This window comes from Marinilabiliales bacterium (genome assembly GCA_007695015.1).
Lineage (GTDB): Bacteria > Bacteroidota > Bacteroidia > Bacteroidales > PUMT01 > PXAP01.
The window spans coordinates 125697-145913 of the sequence record REEN01000029.1; the positions used below are offsets into that span (position 1 = coordinate 125697).

General features: G+C 46.6%; 16 protein-coding genes. 9 read left to right on the forward strand and 7 right to left on the reverse strand.

All coding sequences use genetic code 11. From position 1 onward, the window contains the following. Nucleotides 1-5: 5 nt before the first annotated feature. Nucleotides 6-3446 (reverse strand): T9SS C-terminal target domain-containing protein, encoded by a 3441-nt coding sequence (locus tag EA408_02615; protein ID TVR74615.1) that lies wholly within the window; start codon nucleotides 3444-3446, stop codon nucleotides 6-8. A 180-nt stretch (nucleotides 3447-3626) separates the two neighbouring features. Between EA408_02615 and prfA the strand changes: the two genes are divergently transcribed. The 7 genes from prfA to EA408_02650 all read left to right on the forward strand — a co-directional run bounded on the left by prfA (nucleotide 3627) and on the right by EA408_02650 (nucleotide 12326). Then, nucleotides 3627-4712: a peptide chain release factor 1 gene (prfA, locus tag EA408_02620; GenBank protein ID TVR74616.1), complete on the forward strand. Its 1086-nt coding sequence runs from the start codon at nucleotides 3627-3629 to the stop codon at nucleotides 4710-4712. A 40-nt stretch (nucleotides 4713-4752) separates the two neighbouring features. Further along, the gene (gene pyrF / locus EA408_02625) at nucleotides 4753-5589 is read left to right on the forward strand and encodes an orotidine-5'-phosphate decarboxylase (protein ID TVR74617.1); all 837 of its coding nucleotides are present in this window, start codon (nucleotides 4753-4755) and stop codon (nucleotides 5587-5589) included. 74 nt (nucleotides 5590-5663) lie between these two features. Then, nucleotides 5664-7019 (forward strand): DUF2851 family protein, encoded by a 1356-nt coding sequence (locus EA408_02630; protein TVR74618.1) that lies wholly within the window; start codon nucleotides 5664-5666, stop codon nucleotides 7017-7019. Between the two features lie 68 nt (nucleotides 7020-7087). Then, on the forward strand, nucleotides 7088-7357 hold the full coding sequence (locus EA408_02635; protein ID TVR74619.1) for a 30S ribosomal protein S15: 270 nt from the start codon (nucleotides 7088-7090) through the stop codon (nucleotides 7355-7357). A gap of 74 nt (nucleotides 7358-7431) precedes the next feature. Then, a complete protein-coding gene (gene pnp, locus EA408_02640) occupies nucleotides 7432-9567 on the forward strand; it encodes a polyribonucleotide nucleotidyltransferase (GenBank protein ID TVR74620.1) in 2136 nt (711 codons plus the stop codon). A gap of 187 nt (nucleotides 9568-9754) precedes the next feature. Beyond that, nucleotides 9755-10405: a deoxynucleoside kinase gene (locus EA408_02645; protein ID TVR74621.1), complete on the forward strand. Its 651-nt coding sequence runs from the start codon at nucleotides 9755-9757 to the stop codon at nucleotides 10403-10405. 289 nt (nucleotides 10406-10694) lie between these two features. Next, nucleotides 10695-12326 (forward strand): hypothetical protein, encoded by a 1632-nt coding sequence (locus EA408_02650; protein ID TVR74622.1) that lies wholly within the window; start codon nucleotides 10695-10697, stop codon nucleotides 12324-12326. Between the two features lie 37 nt (nucleotides 12327-12363). Here the strand turns inward: EA408_02650 and EA408_02655 are convergent, their stop codons facing one another. After that, the gene (locus tag EA408_02655; protein ID TVR74623.1) at nucleotides 12364-12903 is read right to left on the reverse strand and encodes a TrmH family RNA methyltransferase; all 540 of its coding nucleotides are present in this window, start codon (nucleotides 12901-12903) and stop codon (nucleotides 12364-12366) included. Nucleotides 12904-12984: 81 nt separating this feature from the next. On the opposite strand from EA408_02655, the gene EA408_02660 reads away from it, so the two are divergent. Next, nucleotides 12985-14172, forward strand: a complete 1188-nt coding sequence (locus EA408_02660) for an ADP-forming succinate--CoA ligase subunit beta (protein TVR74624.1) — start codon at nucleotides 12985-12987, stop codon at nucleotides 14170-14172. 7 nt (nucleotides 14173-14179) lie between these two features. Here the strand turns inward: EA408_02660 and EA408_02665 are convergent, their stop codons facing one another. Both EA408_02665 and EA408_02670 read right to left on the reverse strand, forming a co-directional pair. Next, entirely contained in the window at nucleotides 14180-15433 is a 1254-nt protein-coding gene (locus EA408_02665; protein ID TVR74625.1) for an arginine deiminase, read from the reverse strand. 133 nt (nucleotides 15434-15566) lie between these two features. Continuing rightward, nucleotides 15567-15911: a DUF454 domain-containing protein gene (locus EA408_02670; protein ID TVR74650.1), complete on the reverse strand. Its 345-nt coding sequence runs from the start codon at nucleotides 15909-15911 to the stop codon at nucleotides 15567-15569. Nucleotides 15912-16140: 229 nt separating this feature from the next. Here EA408_02670 and EA408_02675 point away from each other — a divergent pair, with 229 nt between their 5' ends. Then, nucleotides 16141-16749 carry a DUF4294 domain-containing protein gene (locus EA408_02675; GenBank protein ID TVR74626.1) on the forward strand — a complete coding sequence of 203 codons (609 nt, stop codon included), beginning with the start codon at nucleotides 16141-16143 and terminating at the stop codon, nucleotides 16747-16749. Between the two features lie 25 nt (nucleotides 16750-16774). Here the strand turns inward: EA408_02675 and elbB are convergent, their stop codons facing one another. The 3 genes from elbB to EA408_02690 all read right to left on the reverse strand — a co-directional run bounded on the left by elbB (nucleotide 16775) and on the right by EA408_02690 (nucleotide 20079). After that, entirely contained in the window at nucleotides 16775-17431 is a 657-nt protein-coding gene (gene elbB, locus EA408_02680) for an isoprenoid biosynthesis protein ElbB (GenBank protein TVR74627.1), read from the reverse strand. 63 nt (nucleotides 17432-17494) lie between these two features. Beyond that, a complete protein-coding gene (locus tag EA408_02685; GenBank protein TVR74628.1) occupies nucleotides 17495-18967 on the reverse strand; it encodes a sugar transferase in 1473 nt (490 codons plus the stop codon). A gap of 197 nt (nucleotides 18968-19164) precedes the next feature. Beyond that, entirely contained in the window at nucleotides 19165-20079 is a 915-nt protein-coding gene (locus tag EA408_02690; protein TVR74629.1) for a hypothetical protein, read from the reverse strand. Nucleotides 20080-20217 lie beyond the last annotated feature (138 nt).

A 20217-nucleotide genomic window follows, 5' to 3' on the forward strand; every position in this document is an offset into this window, starting at 1 on the left:
GCAGATCATTTCCTGGTGAATATACCACTGTAGACTTTACCGTCAGGACTCTCTATCCTGATTATATAATTGCCCGGTTTCAGTTGACCTATTTGCAGTAGATGCGTGTCAGCCAGTCTCAGTTGCATTACAGGGCGGCCGGCGGTGTCAAATATGCCGACCAGTGATCCTGATTCAACACTTTCCTGAAGATATAGTATGTCTCCTGCCGGATTAGGGTAGAAGAACTGATTATTTGATCCGGGTTTTGCTTCCTCAATGTTTACAGGTGCCTGGTTGCTGACATTGATCACCAGTGTGTCAGAAACATCAGGATTGTCAGCCGCATATACACGCAGCACTATATGGCCTTCATCCTCCGCGTTGCCGGATCCGGTGAACATCACCCGGTTTGTTGCGAAATCTGTCCTGGAACTCCCTGTGGTATTCTCAAGCACTTCAAAGTTCGCCTTCCTGAACCGGGCGTTTTCGGGGAATACCGTGGCATAGATATTTAATCTCTGCCTGTCAGCCGAAATATGTCCGTCGCCATCGGTGCGGACATATATGCTGTCGGGCCTTATCCGGTTATAGTATCCGAGCGGCAGTTCTTCATAGCCAGGATCGTCTCCTGTGGCAGCAATGATTATCATTGCATGACGTGGAATTTCAACGAACATGCCGTCAGTCAATGCTATGCTGATGGAATCAATATTGTAATCAAAGGAGCTGAAATCATCCTCCCAGATTGTATACATCATGGCATCTGAAGAGAATGCAATCTCTCCGGGCAGACTGACCTGGATCGTATAATCTTCAGTGAAATCCCTGTTGATAAGCAAAATGGAAAAGTTTTCGCCGCGATTGTAGGCATAGGTTCCAACCGGTTCCCAGTTAATTGATCTTCCGTCTCTGTGGGTTAAACTGTTTGCCGTGAGGAATTCGGTTTTCATGTTATGCCCCTTGCAGAACCTGTTGAAATATTTTCCGGTAATGAACAGCGGAAGTTGGCGGTAATTCTCAGCTGGCCTTGTAATGCGCCATTGTCCGCCCGTCAGGTGGAAGAGACTGGGTACAATTGAGCCGTATTCCATGCCGGCAGCAAGATAATCGGTCATCAGGATCGCCTGTCCGAACCGGCCGTTATAATTGGTTCTGGTCATATTAGACTCATACAGGTAGAAAGATTTAAGTGTGCCGGTCAGGTGCATCATATTATCCATGGTCTGCTGCATCCCCGATAATTTACTGCGGGCAAGTGCAATACCGCTGTTGTAATAATCGAGCTCACTGTCTCCGCGCGGAATAGCAGGGTCATAATCAAGGTTGCCGCCAAGGTAGCCCGATACACCGAGGCATTCAACTTCCCCGCGGTCTCCCGTAAGTACCGAACGGTTTACCCCGTACCAGGGTTCCGGGTTTCTCCCGCTGTATACCATGGTTATCTTCTCAGGGTCATAATAGGGCGAAGAACGGATAACCCCTGCCATCTCCCTTGCCCATTCACGGTATACCTTATAGTCCGATCCAATCTCAGCGTCGTGGGCCGATGCTCCCCAAACCTCGTTCCCGAACTCAATCAGAACACCCTTGCTGTTGTCAAGCAGAGGCCCGGTGAAACCTTCTGCAGCCCTTCTTTCGCCACCCGGTGTGTCAGCGGGCCCTCCAAGATACTCCATAAGGCGAAGGAATGTTTCAGGCTCTTTCCTGTAATCGATTCCATCCTGCACTCCAACAGTAAGGGCAAACCTGGCACCAAGTTCATTGGCAAAATTCATCACCCTGCCGTAGGTGTTATTGTTATGGCCTGTGCCGGTATGAGCGGCAAACGACTTGCTGTTGGCAGTAATGGCCCCCCACCGGATTGCACCAGGCTGCAGTTCCCTCAGGAGTTCCCTTATCTCGGCCTTGTCAACCATTTCACGGTTTTCGTAGGGGCCATTGATGCCAAAACCCTCATTTCGCGAGATGTTCTGATCATGGATGACAACCCTGCCGCTGTTAATCCCCAGGTTGTCGGGTTCAAGCGGGTCGTACTCAGTCGTGGAAAAGACAGACACATCACCTGGTTGAGATACATTGAAACCGGCATCTACCGATTCGACAGTGATTTCATAGGAGGTGACTGGCCTGAGACCCTTAATAATAATGCTGGTGTCATAAATATAGCCTGCTGTATTATAAAGGTTGTTGTCAACATAGAGATTGTAGGCGATCACCTCTGTCTCTCCGTCTTCACCGCCAGTCCATTGTAACTCCATTGCAAGTCCGGTAGCCTGAAGCAGCTCAATTTCGGCGGGCGGTGAGGGAGGTATGGTATCTTCGGGATGTGTCCTGAACTTAAGTGTATTGCTGACAAAAGATTCGTTGCCCGCATCATCAACAGCAGTTACAAGTGCATAATATACTGTGTTTTCGATCAGGCTGTCAGCCACAAACGAAGTTCCCCGGATCAGATCGTCATTAATTGCAAGTCCGTTCAGGTAAAGATTGTAACCGTCAACCCGGTAGTTATCTGTTGAAGCATCCCAGCTTAAAAAAGCCTTTTCTGTTGCACGCCATACAAGTTCAAGATTTTCAGGGGATGTCGGTTTCTCAACATCATACAGCGGCATGACCAGGTCTCCTCCAAGATATTCAGGCTGGTCATTATGGGGTCCCTCAACCAGTAATCCTCCTGCGGGGTTGTGAATTATCCACTGTGTCGCATAGAATGCATAAATATTCCCCTTTACCAGTTCAACGGGTTCTGACCTGATTCTGTTCTGACCCGCACTTGTTCCTATGCCTTCGCCCCTGTCAATAATTACAGCGGCATTATTCATGTCAGTTCCGTCGCTCAGCCACAGGGCAGTATTGTCTGCCGACTGCATATAGAAATTATAGGCGCCTGTTTCCGGCGCTATAAAATATCCTGTGTAAAAGCCTGTATAGAAATCATAACCCCAGCAAACAGGAGAAGTGCAGTCCATGTTAACCGTTATAGGGATCTCTTCCCAGTTCAGATCAAAGTGGGGGTTCCTTGCATACTCAAGTATTGTATCAAATATCGGAACCTCTCCCAGGGGGACTGCCGTCTGCCAGAAAACTATGTCGTGTATCTCATAATTGACACCCCGTGCCGGATAGTTGACAATATGAACTTCCAGGTACCGTATGCTGCCGTCAATACTGATTTCAAGGCTTACCTGTCCCGGTTCCCCCTGTTCTTCGACCATAACAATTGCAAAGGTTTGCCCTGTAACATATATTACATCCGTTACGGACAGGATTTCGGGATCTTCTGAGGTTACTGCAATTTCAAAGGTGGAGGAGTCAAGATGGTGTAATAATATCTGGTTTTCGCCTGAACCTGAAAAAATCAGAAGTGTATCCTGTCCGGGATATGAAGGACCGGTTTGTCCGCCAACCGGCATAAAAGTCAGGTTTAAAAGGAATAATAAAATTATTGTTTTCTCTTTTAGCATTGTCTGTGGTCGATTTGGGAAAATTTTAAAACTAATAAATAATATCTGAAAAGCAAAAGTATTTGGTCTGGCTAATACTGCCGGTCAGTTCTTAGAATGCGGTTAATGACAACTTGTGCCGAAATGTATACAAAGCCTGTGAATATTTACTAATTTTGCAGGAAATCACAATTTTCAGGAATGGCTGGCAATAATATACTTGAAAAACTTGAGGGAGTCAGGCTGAGGTTTGAGGAGGTGGAACAGATGCTTACTGATCCTGCCGTTGCAAATGATATGCAGCGCTACATAAAGCTTAACAAGGAATACCGTGATCTTGAACCCGTTGTGAAAGCTTACAGGGAGTACAGTAATATTCTCAGTAACATCGACTCTGCAAAGGAGATCCTGGCAACCGAGAAAGATGGTGAACTGAAAGAGATGGCACGGACGGAGCTTGAGGAACTGCAGGAGCGCCTGGAGCCGATGGAGGAGAAAATACGGTTTTTACTTCTGCCTGCAGACCCTGAAGATGAGAAAAATGCGATCGTCGAGATCAGGGCGGGGACAGGAGGTGACGAGGCCAGTATTTTTGCCGGCGATCTTTTCAGGATGTATAATAAGTTCTGTGAAGCGAAAAAGTGGAAGGTTGAGGTCACACACTTCAGCGAGGGAACAGCGGGAGGTTACAAGGAGATAGTTTTCAATGTGAGCGGCCAGGGTGTTTACGGTATACTGAAGTACGAATCGGGGGTTCACCGGGTACAGAGGGTGCCACAGACAGAAACACAGGGCAGGGTACACACATCTGCTGCCACGATCGCAGTATTGCCTGAGGCAGAGGAGTTTGATATTGATCTAAGGAGTGATGACATAAGGAAGGATACTTATTGTTCCTCGGGCCCGGGAGGGCAGTCGGTCAATACCACGTATTCGGCAATCAGATTGACCCATATACCGAGTGGAATTGTTGTCACATGCCAGGATCAGAAGTCCCAGTTGAAGAATCTCGACAAGGCGATGGCTGAATTGCGGACGAGGCTTTATAACCTCGAATACCAGAAGTATATTGATGATATTTCCTCAAAAAGAAAGACCATGGTCTCGACAGGTGACCGGTCGGCCAAGATCCGGACTTACAATTACCAGCAGGGACGGGTAACCGATCACCGGATAAACCTGACATTGTATAACCTGGCAGCCGTACTGGATGGCGACCTGGATGAAATAATAGACAAATTGCAGATGGCCGAAAATGCCGAGAGGCTTAAGGCCAGTGCAATTTGACCGCCCGTTCGGGTTGTTGTAAAACTCAATCCCAAAACTGATGACAGCCGATGATCTTTTTCAGAAAATCCGTGAGAAACAGAGTTTCCTTTGTATCGGACTAGACCCTGATATATCAAAATTCCCGGAATCCATACTCGAAACAGACGATCCGGTTTATGAGTTCAACAAAAGGATTGTAGATGCAACGCATCAGCTGGCTGTTGCCTATAAGCCAAATATTGCCTTCTACGAGTCAGCCGGTTCAGGTGGGTTATGGAGCCTCGAAAAGACTGTTGAATATATCAGGAAGAAGGATCCCGGAATCTTCCTGATTGCCGATGCCAAGAGGGGTGATATCGGAAACAGCTCCAAAAGGTATGCAAGAGCCTGGTTCGAAACCTATGGTTTTGATGCGGTAACCGTAGCTCCTTATATGGGGGAGGACTCGGTTCGTCCTTTTCTTGATATAAAGGATAAGTGGACGGTGTTGCTTGCCGTTACTTCCAATTCCGGAGCTGCCGATTTTCAGTTCATGAAGGATCAGGAAACCGGTATGCAGCTGTTTGAAAAGGTGATAAGCACTGCTTCAGGCTGGGGAACTCCTGATAACATGATGTTTGTGGTAGGAGCAACACAACCCGGAATGCTGAGACGGGCCCGCGAAATCGTTCCGGGCCATTTCCTGCTTGTACCGGGGGTCGGTGTTCAGGGCGGGAGCCTTGCCGCTGTGGCCGAAAACGGGCTCAATGACCAGTGCGGACTCCTGGTAAACTCATCCAGGGCAGTGATCCACGCAGATGAAAGCGATGAATTTGATCTTGCCGCCAGACTGAAGGCTTCCATGCTGAAAAATGAGATGGCTGTCCTGCTCAGGGAGAAAGGTCTGATCACCTGATCGGAATTAAGTTTATCCTTGCTATTTGTTCAGTTATTTCTTAACTTTATTAGTGTAGCTTCAACGGTTAAGTAATGACTGAGGATTTTCTTCATTATATATGGAAGAAGGGGCTCTACCAACCCTTGTTCACTGTAGGCCGTGAGGAAGAAAGAATTGAGGTGCTCAGCAGCGGGGAGCGCAATAATAGTGACGGACCGGACTTCTTCAATGCCCTTATAAGGATAGGTGGCATATTGCTTGCAGGTAATATTGAAATACACGTGAACAGCTCCGACTGGATCAGGCATGGCCATCACAACAACAGAATATATGATACTGTCATCCTTCAGCTTGTGATCAATCCCGATGCAGAAGTGAAGCGTACAAACGGAGAGGATATTCCCACAGCGGTGCTAAAGTTTGACGAAACACTGAGAGAAACATACAACCACCTTCTGGACAGCAGTTGCAGGATTGCCTGCCAGCCGTATCTGAAAAGGGTGAGACCCGCTGTCCGGTCAACATGTCTTGACCGGGCTGCAGAATTACGCCTTGATGAGAAGGCAGGCCAGGTAAGGCAACTTTGGTATATGAACAACAAATGCTGGGAGGAGACATTTTACCAGCAGCTTGCGCGGAATTTTGGCTTCCGTCTCAACAGCATGGGCTTTGAGCTGGTTGCCAGATCGCTTCCCTACAAATACCTGCTTAAACACAGTGATAGCCTTCTGCAGCTGGAGGCAATGATTTTCGGTCAGGCCGGGTTTCTGAGCGATGAAAACGGGGCGAGGTTAAAAGGGGATCCGGTAACGCAGTCCCCCGGGGGAATTGAAGAGGGCTTTGCTATTGGTGCAAACGTTTCAGCTGATGACTATTACATGACACTCAGAAAGGAGTATTCCTTTTTAAAACGAAAATACGGCCTCGAGCCGGTTGGAAAGCATCTGTGGAAGTTTTTACGGCTCCGGCCTGCCAATTTTCCAACGATAAGACTTGCACAGTTTGCTTCCTTCATATGCGAAAAAACTTCTGTTTTTTCCTCGGTCGTTGAGTGCCGGGATATAAGATCCCTGACAGACCTGTTTAGCGTCAAGGCATCCGGCTACTGGGATACAAGGTTCCTGTTCAACAGACCGTCAAAACTTAAGCCCAAAAATCTTGGTGCTTTTGCCGTAAGGTCTTTGATTATTAATGCTGTAGCCCCTGTGCTTGCCTTTTATGGTAAATACAGGCATGAAGAGGAGTATTACCGGAGAGCCGTCGGATTTCTGAAAATGCTCCCACCAGAATACAACTCCATTGTTGCCCTATGGTCCGGGTCAGGCATAAACCCTGAAAATGCCTGGCAGTCACAGGCTCTTCTGCAACTCAAGAATGAGTTTTGCGCATACAGGCGATGCCTTGAGTGTGAAATGGGCACAAGTATTATTTTTCGTGAATCTTATTGAGTTATAAAAAAAATAGGTTATTTTTGCAGGTCTTAAAATGGATGTAATCAATAAATTTTACAAAAAAGATGTATCTGACAGCTGATAAGAAAAAGGAAATATTCGCGGAGTATGGTGAAACTGCCGTTAACACAGGCAGTACCGAGGGACAAATTGCTTTGTTTTCATACCGTATAAGCCACCTGACCAGCCATTTGAAGTCCAACCCAAAGGACTTCAGCACCCAGCGGGCACTTGTTAAACTGGTTGGTAAACGAAGGCGACTGCTGGAATACCTTAAAGAGAGGGATATTGAACGCTACCGCGCGATTATAAAGTCACTTAAGCTTAGGAAATAGACAAAAAGGGCGATTGAACAATTGCCCTTTTTTGTATTGATTTCCCAATTCTAATTTATTTATTCTGATTATTTATGTTTGATGTTGTTGAAAAAACTATAGATCTGGGTGACGGACGGTCCATCACCCTTGAGACCGGAAGGCTTGCAAGACAGGCTGATGGCGCTGTTTTGCTGAAGACTGGCAGGACTATGCTGCTGGCAACTGTTGTGTCGGCAAAGGAGGCCAGGGAGAATGTTGATTTCATGCCCCTGTCCGTTGAGTACAAGGAGAAATTTGCTTCAATAGGCCGTATACCGGGAGGTTTCATGAAAAGAGAAGCAAGGCCCGGCGATAATGAGATACTTATATGCAGGCTGGTTGATCGTGTCCTGCGTCCGATGTTCCCTGCCGATTACCATGCCGAGACATTTGTCACCATAGACCTTATCTCGGCCGAAAAGGATATAATGCCCGATGCACTTGCGGGATTTGCCGCATCTGCTGCACTAGCCGTTTCAGATGTTCCTTTTAACGGGCCCATTTCGGAGGTCCGTATAGCCAGGGTTGAAGGCGAGTTCAGAATAAACCCCACCTTCTCTGAAGTTGAGAAGGCCGATATGGACCTGATAGTTGGCGCTACAATCGATAATATACTGATGGTTGAGGGAGAGATGAAAGAGGCGTCTGAGGCAGACATGCTCGAGGCGATGGAGCTTGCCCATGCAGCGATCAAGGTTCAGTGCCGCGCACAGATGGAGCTGGCGGAGATGGCAGGAAGGACCCTGAAGCGTGAATACTCGCACGAAGTGAATGATGAGGAACTCCGGGAAAGGATGCGTAAAGAGTTGTATGGTAAGTGCTACGAGGTGGCCAAAAGTGTGAAGGCAAAGCATGAGAGGTCAGAGGCATTCAAAAAGATCAGGGACGAATTCATTGAATCCCTTCCGGAGGATCCTGAACCTAATGTTGCACTTATAGGGAGATACTACCATGATGTTCAGAAGGATGCTGTAAGGAACCTGCTGCTCGATGAGAGCATCAGGCTTGATGGCCGGAAGACTGACGAGATACGTTCTATCGACTGCCAGGTGGACTTCCTCCCGGCAGCACACGGGTCAGCCCTGTTCACCAGGGGAGAGACACAGTCGCTTACCACGGTAACACTCGGCACAAAGCTGGATGAGAAAATGATTGACGAGGTGTTGAGGAAAGGCAAGGACAAGTTTGTGCTGCACTATAATTTCCCGCCTTATTCAACAGGCGATGCAAGACCGGTTCGTGGACTTTCACGGAGGGAGGTCGGGCACGGCAATCTTGCCCACAGGGCATTAAAGGGTATGGTGCCGAATGATTCCGAAAACCCATATGCAATACGGATTGTTTCAGATATTCTCGAATCGAACGGTTCCTCATCAATGGCCACTGTATGTGCCGGCGCCATGGCTCTGATGGATGCGGGTATTAAAATCAGGAAGCCTGTCTCAGGCATTGCGATGGGACTGATAACCGATACCAAAACAGGGAAATACGCCATCCTTTCAGACATTCTTGGTGACGAAGACCACCTTGGTGACATGGACTTCAAGGTGACCGGAACCTATGACGGTATTACGGCAACGCAAATGGATATCAAGGTTGACGGCCTGTCATACGAGGTGCTTGCAAAGGCACTTGAGCAGGCAAGGAAAGGACGGCTTCACATACTTGACAAAATGGTGGAGACCATCAGTGAGCCGCGACCTGATCTCAAACCCCACGCACCGCGTATTGAGCAGATCAGAATCCCGAAAGACATGATCGGCGCCATTATCGGTCCGGGCGGAAAGATTATCCAGGATATCCAGGCAAGGGCCAATGCGACCATTGTAGTTGAGGAGATTGATAATTTCGGCTATGTAGATGTTTTTGCCGATAACAAAGATTCTATTGATACTGCAATGCGCATGATAAAAAGTATAATTGCCGTCCCTGAAATAGGAACTATTTACAAGGGCATTATCAAGTCAATTGTGCCGTTCGGTGCCTTTGTTGAGATATTGCCCGGCAAGGAAGGACTTCTTCATATATCGGAAATTGACTGGAAAAGAACAAATGCGGTTGAGGATGTGCTGAAGGAAGGTGAAGAGGTCGATGTGAAGCTGATCGATCTTGACAGTAAAACAGGAAAGCTTAAGCTTTCGCGGAAGGCATTGCTGCCGAGACCTGAAAGACCGGCCGACAAAAATTAAATTTAGCATAACTTTTTCCAGTGTTAACTGGGATCAATGGCAGCGGCAGTTCCGCTGCTTTTTTTGTGTACCATGCATGTTCTTTACCTGCAGGGTGCAAGTCCCATTCGGGCCTGTTTGACAATTGGATTTAAGGTATTGACAATCTCCGATTAATAATGTACTTTTCGCCTGCTGAACAAAACATGTGAAAAATTTGACGGAAAGTTTGAATTATCTTGTAATTGAGGGTAATATAGGTGCCGGCAAGACTACTCTCACCAAAATGCTTGGTGAGCAGTACAATGCCAGGGTGATCCTGGAGCAGTTTTCTGAGAACCCTTTTCTTCCCGGGTTTTACCGGGATCCTGAAAGGTATGCTTTTCCGCTTGAGCTATCGTTTCTGGCCGGGCGGTTTAACCAGTTGAGAAGTGAGTTGCCGGGCAAGGACCTTTTCGGTTCATTTACCGTATCTGATTATTCGTTTCCCAAATCTCTCATATTTTCGGGTGCCACACTCTCAGGTCATGAGTACAGGCTGTTCAGGCAGCTTTTCGACATAATGGAGTTGCAGGTTCCAAAGCCTGATCTTGTTGTATACCTTCATAATGAGCCGGAAAATTTACTGGAAAACATAAAGACTCGGGGCAGGTCATATGAACAGTCAATAACGGCAGATTACCTTGACCGGGTCAGAAGATCCTATTTTGAGTTCATGAAGCAGAGGAGTGATATCAGGTTTCTCGTTGTTGAAACAGGGGGTATCGATTTTGTGTCAGATAGGGGCGATTTTGATGCCATCAGGACGCTGATTTTTGCAGGAAATTACCAATATGGCATAAATAGGGTGGTTTTGTAATATTTTTTTTAAAATTTGGTAGTGATTCTTGATATATATCTCAAAAATATATTAAGTTTGTAAAAGCTGGAAAAACAGGCGAATCAGAATTATTGAACATTACAGCCGTTTTCCCGCACTTGATGCACTCGGGTAATATATAAATATTATAAACAAATAATTTACGCCATTGACCAAAACAGATTTGTGTAATTAAATAAAAAAATGAACTATGAAGAAGACGCATTTTAACCTAGCTTTGTTTTTCCTGGCGCTTATCGTGCTAAGCAGCTGCGGTGGCCTTAACAAAATGAGAAATGATGCCGCCGATGTAAGATACAATGTTACACCTGAGGTTCTGGAGACCCATGCCGGTGAGGTTGAGGTCACCATCAGGGGTACCTATCCTGCAAATTATTTCCACAGAAATGCAATACTTGAAGTTACCCCCGTGCTTACATGGGAGGGTGGTGAAGCAGCTCTTTCAAGCATTACCATGCAGGGGGAGAATGTGCGTGACAACCATCAGGTTATTCGCCGAGATGGAGGAAGCTTCAACTATAACGACAAAATTCCCTTCACCGACGACATGAGGGTTTCTGAGCTTGTTGTGCGGGTTAATGCAAGGTTGCGCAACAATGAAATGGATTTTGATCCCATTAAGATAGCAGATGGTGTGATCGCCACCTCAACTCTCGTGATGAATGATGCACGCCCGGTGCTGGTAGGTGACAGGTTCCAGAGGATTATACCTGAAACAAAGGAATCGGCCATATTCTATGTCATTAACCGCGCCGATGTTCGCCAGAGCGAGCTTAGGTCTGACAGGCTGGCAGAATTCCGGAAATTCCTTGAAGAGGCTGTAGCCGATGAGCGCACTGAACTCAAGAGTGCTGGCATTAGCGCGTATGCTTCACCTGACGGCCCGATAAGCTTCAACGAGAGGCTTGCAAACCAGAGAAGGGAAACTTCTGACAGGGTCCTGACCAGCGAGTTCAGGAGAGTTGATGTAGAGAAGGCGGATAATTTCTATACAGCAAGGGCTCTTGGCGAGGACTGGGAAGGCTTCAAAGAACTGCTCGAGGAATCAGAGATACAGGACAGGGAGCTTATCCTGCGCGTACTTTCCATGTACAGCGACCCTGAAGTCCGTGAAAGGGAGATAAAGAATATGACCGCTGTCTTTGAAGAGCTTGCCGATAAAATCCTTCCCCAGCTCCGCCGTTCGGTAATGGAGATAAACGTTGAGCGTATCGGTTATTCCGATGACGAGCTGAGGCAGATATACGGCAGTGATTATACACAGCTGAATATGGAGGAGATGCTTTATACAGCCACCCTTTTTGAAGACCTGAACCGGAAGCTTGAAATATATACCAGGACTTCACAACAGTTCCCCCGGTGCTTCAGGGCCTTTAACGGCATTGGTGTGGTACAGGTTGAGCTTGGCAATGTTGCCGCTGCAAAGCAGGCATTCCAGTCCGCCCGCAACCTGCAGGACAACGATGTTATCAAGAATAACCTCGGAGCTGTTGCACTTCTCGAAGGAAACCTTGATCAGGCAGAGGAACTTCTCTCTTCAGTGGCCTCACCCACAAGCGAGACAAACTACAACCTTGGAATAATTGCCATCAAGAAGGCTGAATATGCCAAAGCTGCAGGACACTTCGGTAATATGCCCGAGGTTAACAATGCACTTGTCAGGTTGCTGCAAAACAACAATGACGATGCCCTCAGGATCCTCAACAACATAGAGGAGCCCTGTGCTATGACACACTACCTGATGGCCATTGTCGGAGCCAGGAGGCAGGACTCATCTATGGCTATGGGAGCATTGAGGTCAGCAGTAAGGATGGATGCATCGCTCAAGGAGCATGCCAAGACCAATATGGAGTTTGGCCGTTTCTTCCGTGATGACACTTTCATCTCGATAGTAAACTAAAACAGGAAATTCTTTTTCCGGTATCAGGAGGGCTGCCTTAACGGGCAGCCCTCTTTGTATAAAGATCCCACAAAACTATGCCTGTGCTTACCGCAATATTAAAGGAGTGCTTGGTTCCGAACTGCGGTATTTCAACACACAGGTCACTGATATCAATCACCTCCTGCGACACACCATTTACCTCGTTGCCGAAAACAAGTGCATACCCGGTATCTTTTTCCGGGTAAAACCGGTCTAGAGAGGTACTCCCTTTGGTCTGTTCCAGTGCAATTATCTGATAATTCCGTTTTCTAAGTCTTTCGACAGCCTCTTTTGCAGACGGGATGTGTTCCCAATCGACCGACTCGGTTGCACCCAGGGCTGTCTTATGAATGTCCCTGTGGGGCGGTGTTGCAGTGAATCCGCAAAGATAAATGGCCTCTACGAGAAATGCATCGGCAGTCCGGAATACCGAACCGATATTGTTCAGGCTTCTTACATTGTCAAGCACAATGATTACCGGAGTTTTTTCTGCACTCTTAAATCCTTTGACTGTTTTTCTGCCCAGTTCATCGAGTAACAATTTTCTGCGAGACATCAATAATTGAGATTAGTGAACCATTTTCAATGAATCGTGTTAAAAAAATGAATATTTTTGATACTTTCAAAGATATAGTTTATGAACATACATGAGTACCAGGGCAAGAATATTTTAAAGCAGTTTGGTGTGGCAGTACCTGACGGGGAAGTAGTAGACTCCCCTGAGGCTGCCCTGGATGCTGCAAAACAGATAAAGGAAAGAACCGGTGCCGGAAGCTGGGCTGTAAAAGCGCAGATACATGCCGGAGGACGTGGCAAAGGTGGAGGTGTGAAAATCGCCCGAACCCTTGATGAGGTAGCAGACTTTGCCGGGAGGATACTGGGCATGACACTTGTTACCCATCAGACCGGTCCTGAAGGCAAGCTGGTAAACAGGGTGCTGGTTGAACAGGGTATTTTTTATCCCGGTGAAAGCGAGATTGCCGAGTATTATATGAGTGTGCTGCTCGACAGGGAAAAGGGGAGGAACATAATAGTCTATTCAACTGAAGGGGGTATGGACATAGAGGCAGTTGCTGAGAAGACGCCTCATTTGATCTTCCGCGAAGAGATTGACCCTGCCGTTGGGTTAAGGGAATTCCAGGCAAGGAAGATCGCATTCAATTTAAAGCTGCACGGGAAGGCTTACAAGGAGATGACCGGCTTCGTCAAATCCCTGTACAAGGCATATGAGAATTCGGATGCTTCGCTATTCGAGATAAACCCGGTTTTCAAGACATCAGACAATCTTATCCTTGCAGCCGATGCCAAGGTAGTACTTGATGATAACGGGTTATTCCGTCATCCTGTGTATGCTGAAATGAGGGATATAACCGAAGAAAACCCCGATGAGGTCGAAGCCGGTAAATTCGGGCTCAACTTCATCAAGCTTGACGGCAATGTAGGTTGCATGGTAAACGGAGCCGGACTTGCCATGGCCACGATGGACATCATCAAGTTGTCAGGCGGCGACCCCGCCAACTTTCTTGACGTGGGGGGGACTGCCAACGCTGCTACCGTTGAGGCAGGTTTCCGCATAATAATGAAGGATCCAAATGTGAAAGCCATACTTATAAATATCTTCGGAGGGATAGTCAGATGCGATCGGGTAGCCACGGGAATTGTTGATGCATACAATAGTATAGGTAACATTGATGTACCGGTAATTGTGCGCCTCCAGGGAACCAATGCTGAAGAAGCCAGGCAGCTTATAGATGAGTCGGGTCTGGAGGTATACTCTGCCGTTACCCTGCAGGAATCGGCCGACCTGGTCAGGAAGGCGGTATAAGTAACTGCTACCAGTTTACAGGTTTCCTTTTTACAGGCATTGTCATGCACCTGGGGCCGCCTCCGCCACGTGGAAGCTCTGAACCATCAAGTGTGACAAGAACTTTTTTATAATCGTTTATACATTCCTTTCCTGAGATGATATCGGAGGCGGTAACAATCTCAAAACCGTTTTTGCTCAGTTCATCATTTGTGTAGCTGTTTCTGGCGTATCCGATGATTTTGCCAGGTGCAAGTGCAAAGAAATTGGCCCCACTGTGCCACTGCTCCCTCTCCTGGATCCAGTCATCGGTCCTGCCACCACAATATACCGGCTTAAGATCCATTCCCAGACTGCACAGTGCCTCGGGTATGTTCCTCTCTTCCTTTATCGAGCTGACCCTGTTGTTTTCGATGGTAATGATGACAGTCTGGTAATTGCTGGTCCTGTAAATTACAGGTTCATAAACCATACAGCAGTCCCTGTCAAGCAGGGTGAACACCATGTCAAGGTGGATAAACGACTCCGGCCTGACCGGAAGCTCCTGCACAATAACATACTTTTTTCCGTTTTCCTGACTCCTGATCATGTCAATAAGACAATCTATCCCCTGTGAGCTGGTGCGTGCACCTAAACCGACAAGCAGAATATCCTCCCTTGCAACCAGCACATCACCCCCCTCTATGGTTGTAGCCGGCTTACCGTTCATCTTGATTGTTTGGGTTCTGAAATGTTCGTTGAAATTGAAGATAGAATCCATTATCAGTGTCTCCCTCTCCCTGATCCTGTTTGCCATGCTGCTTATAAAAACAGATCCGGGCAAGGTGATAGCCGCATCCCTGGCAAAGAAAAAATTATGGAGAGGGGGTAATGAATAGCGTTCCTTGCTGCGGAACCGCGTCAGGGTGTTCTTTTGCATTACGACGCCTTCTATCAGCAAACCTGCCAGATCCCGGTTATCTGCTTTACCCAGGTACTCCCTGAGTTCAGTATCTTCTCCGGCCTCAAATATTTTACCTGTAAGACTTTTCCTTGCTTCATCGATAGCAAGTGTCTCTTCAAGAAGCTCTTTTACACGGAATACGTGTGTGTATTTCCTGAGTACCTGCTCCAGTTCGGAAAATTCTCTTTGTGCGACCGAAAGGTTAAGTATATCGCTGTATAGTGCCCTTTCAGCATTACCCGGCGTCATATTTTCCACTTCGGGGCCGGGAGGATGGATAATGACAGCTTCGAGCTGACCGATCTCAGAAGATACATTTGGTTCAATCCTGCTTCCCATAGATTATTGATGACAGTTAAAAGTCCTATATAATATCCGCTTGCGGACTGCAAAGATATTAATTTAATATCACTAAGGTGGCATTTTGTACTGCCGGAAAAGATGCTGAAGGAGGGCCGGTGTGCCGTCCTCCCTACCTGAGGGTTCTGAAGGAATTAATATGAAGTGTTACCACGGCAGCTTTTACAATGAACAGTATTCTCAGCCAGGTGGCCGATATGAAGAAAATTGCCGATGTGATAATTGTTAGCCATAAAATGGCAATACTCCAAATTTTTACATTTCTCGATATTGCTTTGTGCTCTATGTAGTTATGAAGGAATTTTCCGTATACCCGGTGGTTCATCAGCCACCGGTACAGCCGGTCAGAGCTTCTTATATAGCATGCGGCCGTTAATAACAGGAACGGGGTTGTTGGAAGAAGCGGGACCACGATTCCCAGACTGCCCAGTGCCAGGGAGGTGGTGCCTGCCGTTATGAGGAGCCATTTAACAAATTTATTGGATGGTTTCCTGTGGTGAAGCTTCTCTGCCAATTCCCTCTTTTTTCAGTTAGCGCTCAAAGATATTAAAATTGACACAGAAGGTCGATTCTCTTTTTGATTTTTGATGTGACCGTTTTTGGAACTAAATTTGTAAATGTAATACCGTTACCGGAATTATTTGTACGGGTCATAATTAAGAGGGCTGCAATCCGTTTAAAACAGTATGAGGAAAATTATTTCCATAACAATTATTCTTTTTGCCTGCTGCCATTTTATGAATGGCCAGGAACTGCATGATGATACAACAATCATAAGGGAGTTCCAGATACTGAAGCAAACAGTATGGAGAGGGGATACCATCCTGCATTCATCAATTGAAGAGGTCAGTATCTATCCTGTTCCGCAATTCTCAAGCCGGCGTGAATACAGACGCTACCAAAGGCTTATCCATAATCTTAAGATAGTATATCCGTATGCGCTGCTTGCGGCAGAGAAGCTGGATGAGATGAACCACGCCTTTCTGGAGCTGAAGACAGAGAGGGATCGGAGGGCATTCGTAAAGCAGGTTGAACAGGAGTTGATGAATGAGTTTGAGGATGAACTTAAAAAACTTACAATTACGCAGGGGCGGTTACTGATTAAGCTGATAGACCGGGAAACCGGAAACACTTCCTACGAGCTTGTCAGGGAGCTGAGGGGGTCATTTTCCGCATTTTTCTGGCAGGCTGTTGCCAGGCTTTTTGGTTCCAATCTCAAAAACACCTTCGATGCCGAGGGAGAAGACAAACTGATCGATCAGATCCTTGTTCTGATCGATAACGGGCAGATATGATCAATTCTGTCTGATGTCCCGGCAGTTACAGTAATCTGATGAGCTCCTTGACAACAGCGTCGGCCCCTTCGCCAATCTGCACAATATTTGCATCAAGCATGTAGCAGGGTGACGTAACGAGTTTGTACCGGGTATCGACTATTGTCTCCCCGTGCCCTGTCTTTTTATGAGTTGCTCCCATTTTTTCCAGGGCCTCTGCTGTTTCTGCATCCTGTCCTATAGTGAGCACCGGCTTGTCAAGAATTCTGGCCATTATTGCAGGGGCGATGCAAAGAGCTCCGACAGGTTTGCCTTTGCTGACCATCTCCTTCACAACTCTTTCAACACCGGGATCTACCTTGCATTCAGGTCCGTCAAATGCAAATCCTGAAAGGTTTTTGGCCACCCCGAACCCTCCGGGGAATAGTATGGCGTCAAAGTCATCTGCCCTGAACTCATCCAGCTTTCTGATACTTCCACGGGCTATGCGCGCTGATTCAACAAGCACATTCCGCGTCTCATCCATCTCCTCACCGGTTATGTGATTAACCACATGATGCTGGGGTATGTCGGGTGCAAATATTTCATATTCTCCACCGTTCCTTACTATTGCATAAAGGGTCATGGTTGCCTCATGTATCTCACTGCCGTCATAAACACCGCATCCGGCAAGTACAACTGCAAACTTCTTTTTTTTCATCATTTTGCCGCGTTTAAATGGTTTGAATCCACAATTTATCAAATTACCGACAAAAAACAAAAAGCGTCACACCCCTTTTTGTTTGAAGATCGTCAGTACCGTAAGTATGAGTATCTGGAAATCTACAAATATTGACATGTTCTCAAGGTATATCATATCATACTTGAGCCGTTGCAGCATTTGCTGAACATTTACGGCATATCCGTACTTTACCTGTCCCCATGAAGTGATACCCGGTTTTACCCTGAGCAGCAACCTGTAATGGGGTGCCTCCTTTACGATCTGATCTATGTAATGCTGCCTTTCCGGACGGGGTCCTACTATTGACATCTCCCCCTTGAGGACATTGATGAAGTTTGGTATCTCGTCGAGTCTTGTCTTTCGCAGGAATCTTCCCGGACGGGTTACCCTGGCATCGTTCTCAGAGGAGAGCTCCGGTCCGTTCTGTTCGGCGTTCTCTATCATTGTCCGGAATTTATAGATTGTAAAAGGTTTGCCATTCCGGCCTATCCGTTCGTGACTGTATATTAAAGATCCCCGTGAGTCGAACTTTATCCAGATAGCTATGGCCAGGGAAACCGGCAACAGCAATATCAGAGCTGCAACTGAAATGATGATGTCAAGTCCCTGCTTCAGATTATATTGCCACGGAGTCATAAGATTATGGCTTACCTGTATCAGCGGGGTTGCCACAATGGTGTTGATCCTCACCCTTCCGGTTAGAATATCCTGCATTCCCGGTATTGCCTTGATCTCCACATCACGGTCGTCAAGCAGGTTTATTATCTTCTCAATTTTTCCGTTTTCGCTTGGTTCGAGGGCAATAATGACTTCCTCCACCTCGTACTTCGAGATTATTTCACCCAGCTTGTCAAGTCCGCCCAGATGTGGCATATATTCTTCAAGTAGATATGTATTGTTGCCGTTAATGTTAACAAATCCCACAAACTTATTTCCGGTGGGTCTTATCTGTTCCTGTATATCCTTGTAAATGGATACAGCTTTATTGTCGCTGCCCAGTATTATTGTATTAAATCCCAGCCTTCCTTTCCGGATTGCAGAAATGGTCATCGAAGTGATCGTCACTCTCGGAAAGTATGAGAAAAGAAACTGTATAAGGAAGAATGCAAGATAGGAATTGTAGAAGCTCCTGGAGAGATCTGCCACGACATCTGTGTAGATGAGAAAAGTGAAAAGGATCAGAGTGCCAAACAAAGTGACAGTCAGTGATGCGCCCAGCTCCTTCAGGCGTGAACGCCTGGTGGTGTTATTGTAGAAGCCCCAGAAATAGTAAAGGAATATCCAGAAAACCGGAAAAAGGGCAGCGCCCCTTATCAGTTCGGGGTGATCATGCAAGCCTGAAAAAAGCTCAAAACCGGATTGTTTGACATAGAAAACATAAAATATTATCCAGGCCGTCAGTGAAGATATGATATCGACGAAAAGGTAAAAAAAAGTCTGAAGTCTCTTGTTTCTCATTTCCAGGAAACTGGTTGAAAGATAATACAACATGATCCGCATGTCACTGCAAAATGACATGTTCGGAATCGCTTATTTAATTTTCCTGGTAGAGGTTAGATCATACGGAATTGTTAAACCTGAGTGGGGCAAGATATGAATTATTTTTTAATTAGTGCCGGATATACTGTCAATTTTTAATATTTGGGGATTGTTCAGGCAACCGGAAACAGTAAGATCATTGAAGATATTGCTCCTCATCTCCTGTAAAGGTTAATCTAGCAGGTGTAGCCTGATCTCTCAACGATCTCCCTGCATATCTCCCTTAACCGGGCCATTTCATAAAGCTGGTCAACTGACGGAGTGCGGCCCTCTATAGCCATTGAGAAATTTTCAAGTTCACAGTGGGTAAGTTGTTCAGTCGTTATTCCAGGTGTTTCCTTATTTTGCGCGGTTACACAGCTTCTGCCGTTTCTTTCAAAGACATCCACTTTCTGGTTGCCGATATTTATCTTCACCAGTCTGTTTGCCTGGTATGCCTCGATAACAAAGAGGTCTTCGCCGCTGATGTCGGACACCAGCAGATTGGCCGCCGACCCGTTCTCAAAATAGAGTGATGTGCTGAGAAGCCCTGTTGATGCCATACCGGATTTTTGCCGCATCGTATTGATCTTTTTTATATTGCCCGGGCACAGGTAGAGCAGGGCATCAATTGCTGTAAGAAGGTGCCGGTGAAACACCGGATTCCCGTTCTCCGGATAACTGGGGGTAAAGGCCTTTTTCAAACTGAACATTGATGGATGGGATATTGTGGCTAACGACGATCTGAGCAGGGGACTGCTTCGGCCGAACCGTCTTATATGGACGACATTGTCGGCTTCATCCCTCAGCTTGATAAGACGGCGGATATCATCCAGATCAAGTCTGTCGGCATTCCATATCAGTATATGCCTCGACATTTTTACAGCCTCGGTAATAAGCCCCATCATGTCATTATCGGCATATAAGAAGATAAGGGCGTCGTTTTCAAGAAGCAGGGCCTCATTGGAAACCGGCGGGAGGAAATGGTCGGGGTCAGCTTCTGTTCCGGTTCCTTGTCCGGGCGGACAGAAATAACCTGTAAGATGGAACCTCGGGTGGCTGAAATCTGGCCCTGCTTCTGCAGGCTTTCCTATCAGGCCGGCTTTCAACATAATAGTATCTTTGCGGTAAAGATACGTGCAATTTTAAGGAACAGCAGTAAAAAGTCCGTTTAACTTATCAACGTATTGTTGTTAATTGTATAGTCCGGCACGGGTTTACCCGAAACAAAAAATAGTTTAATTTAGCAG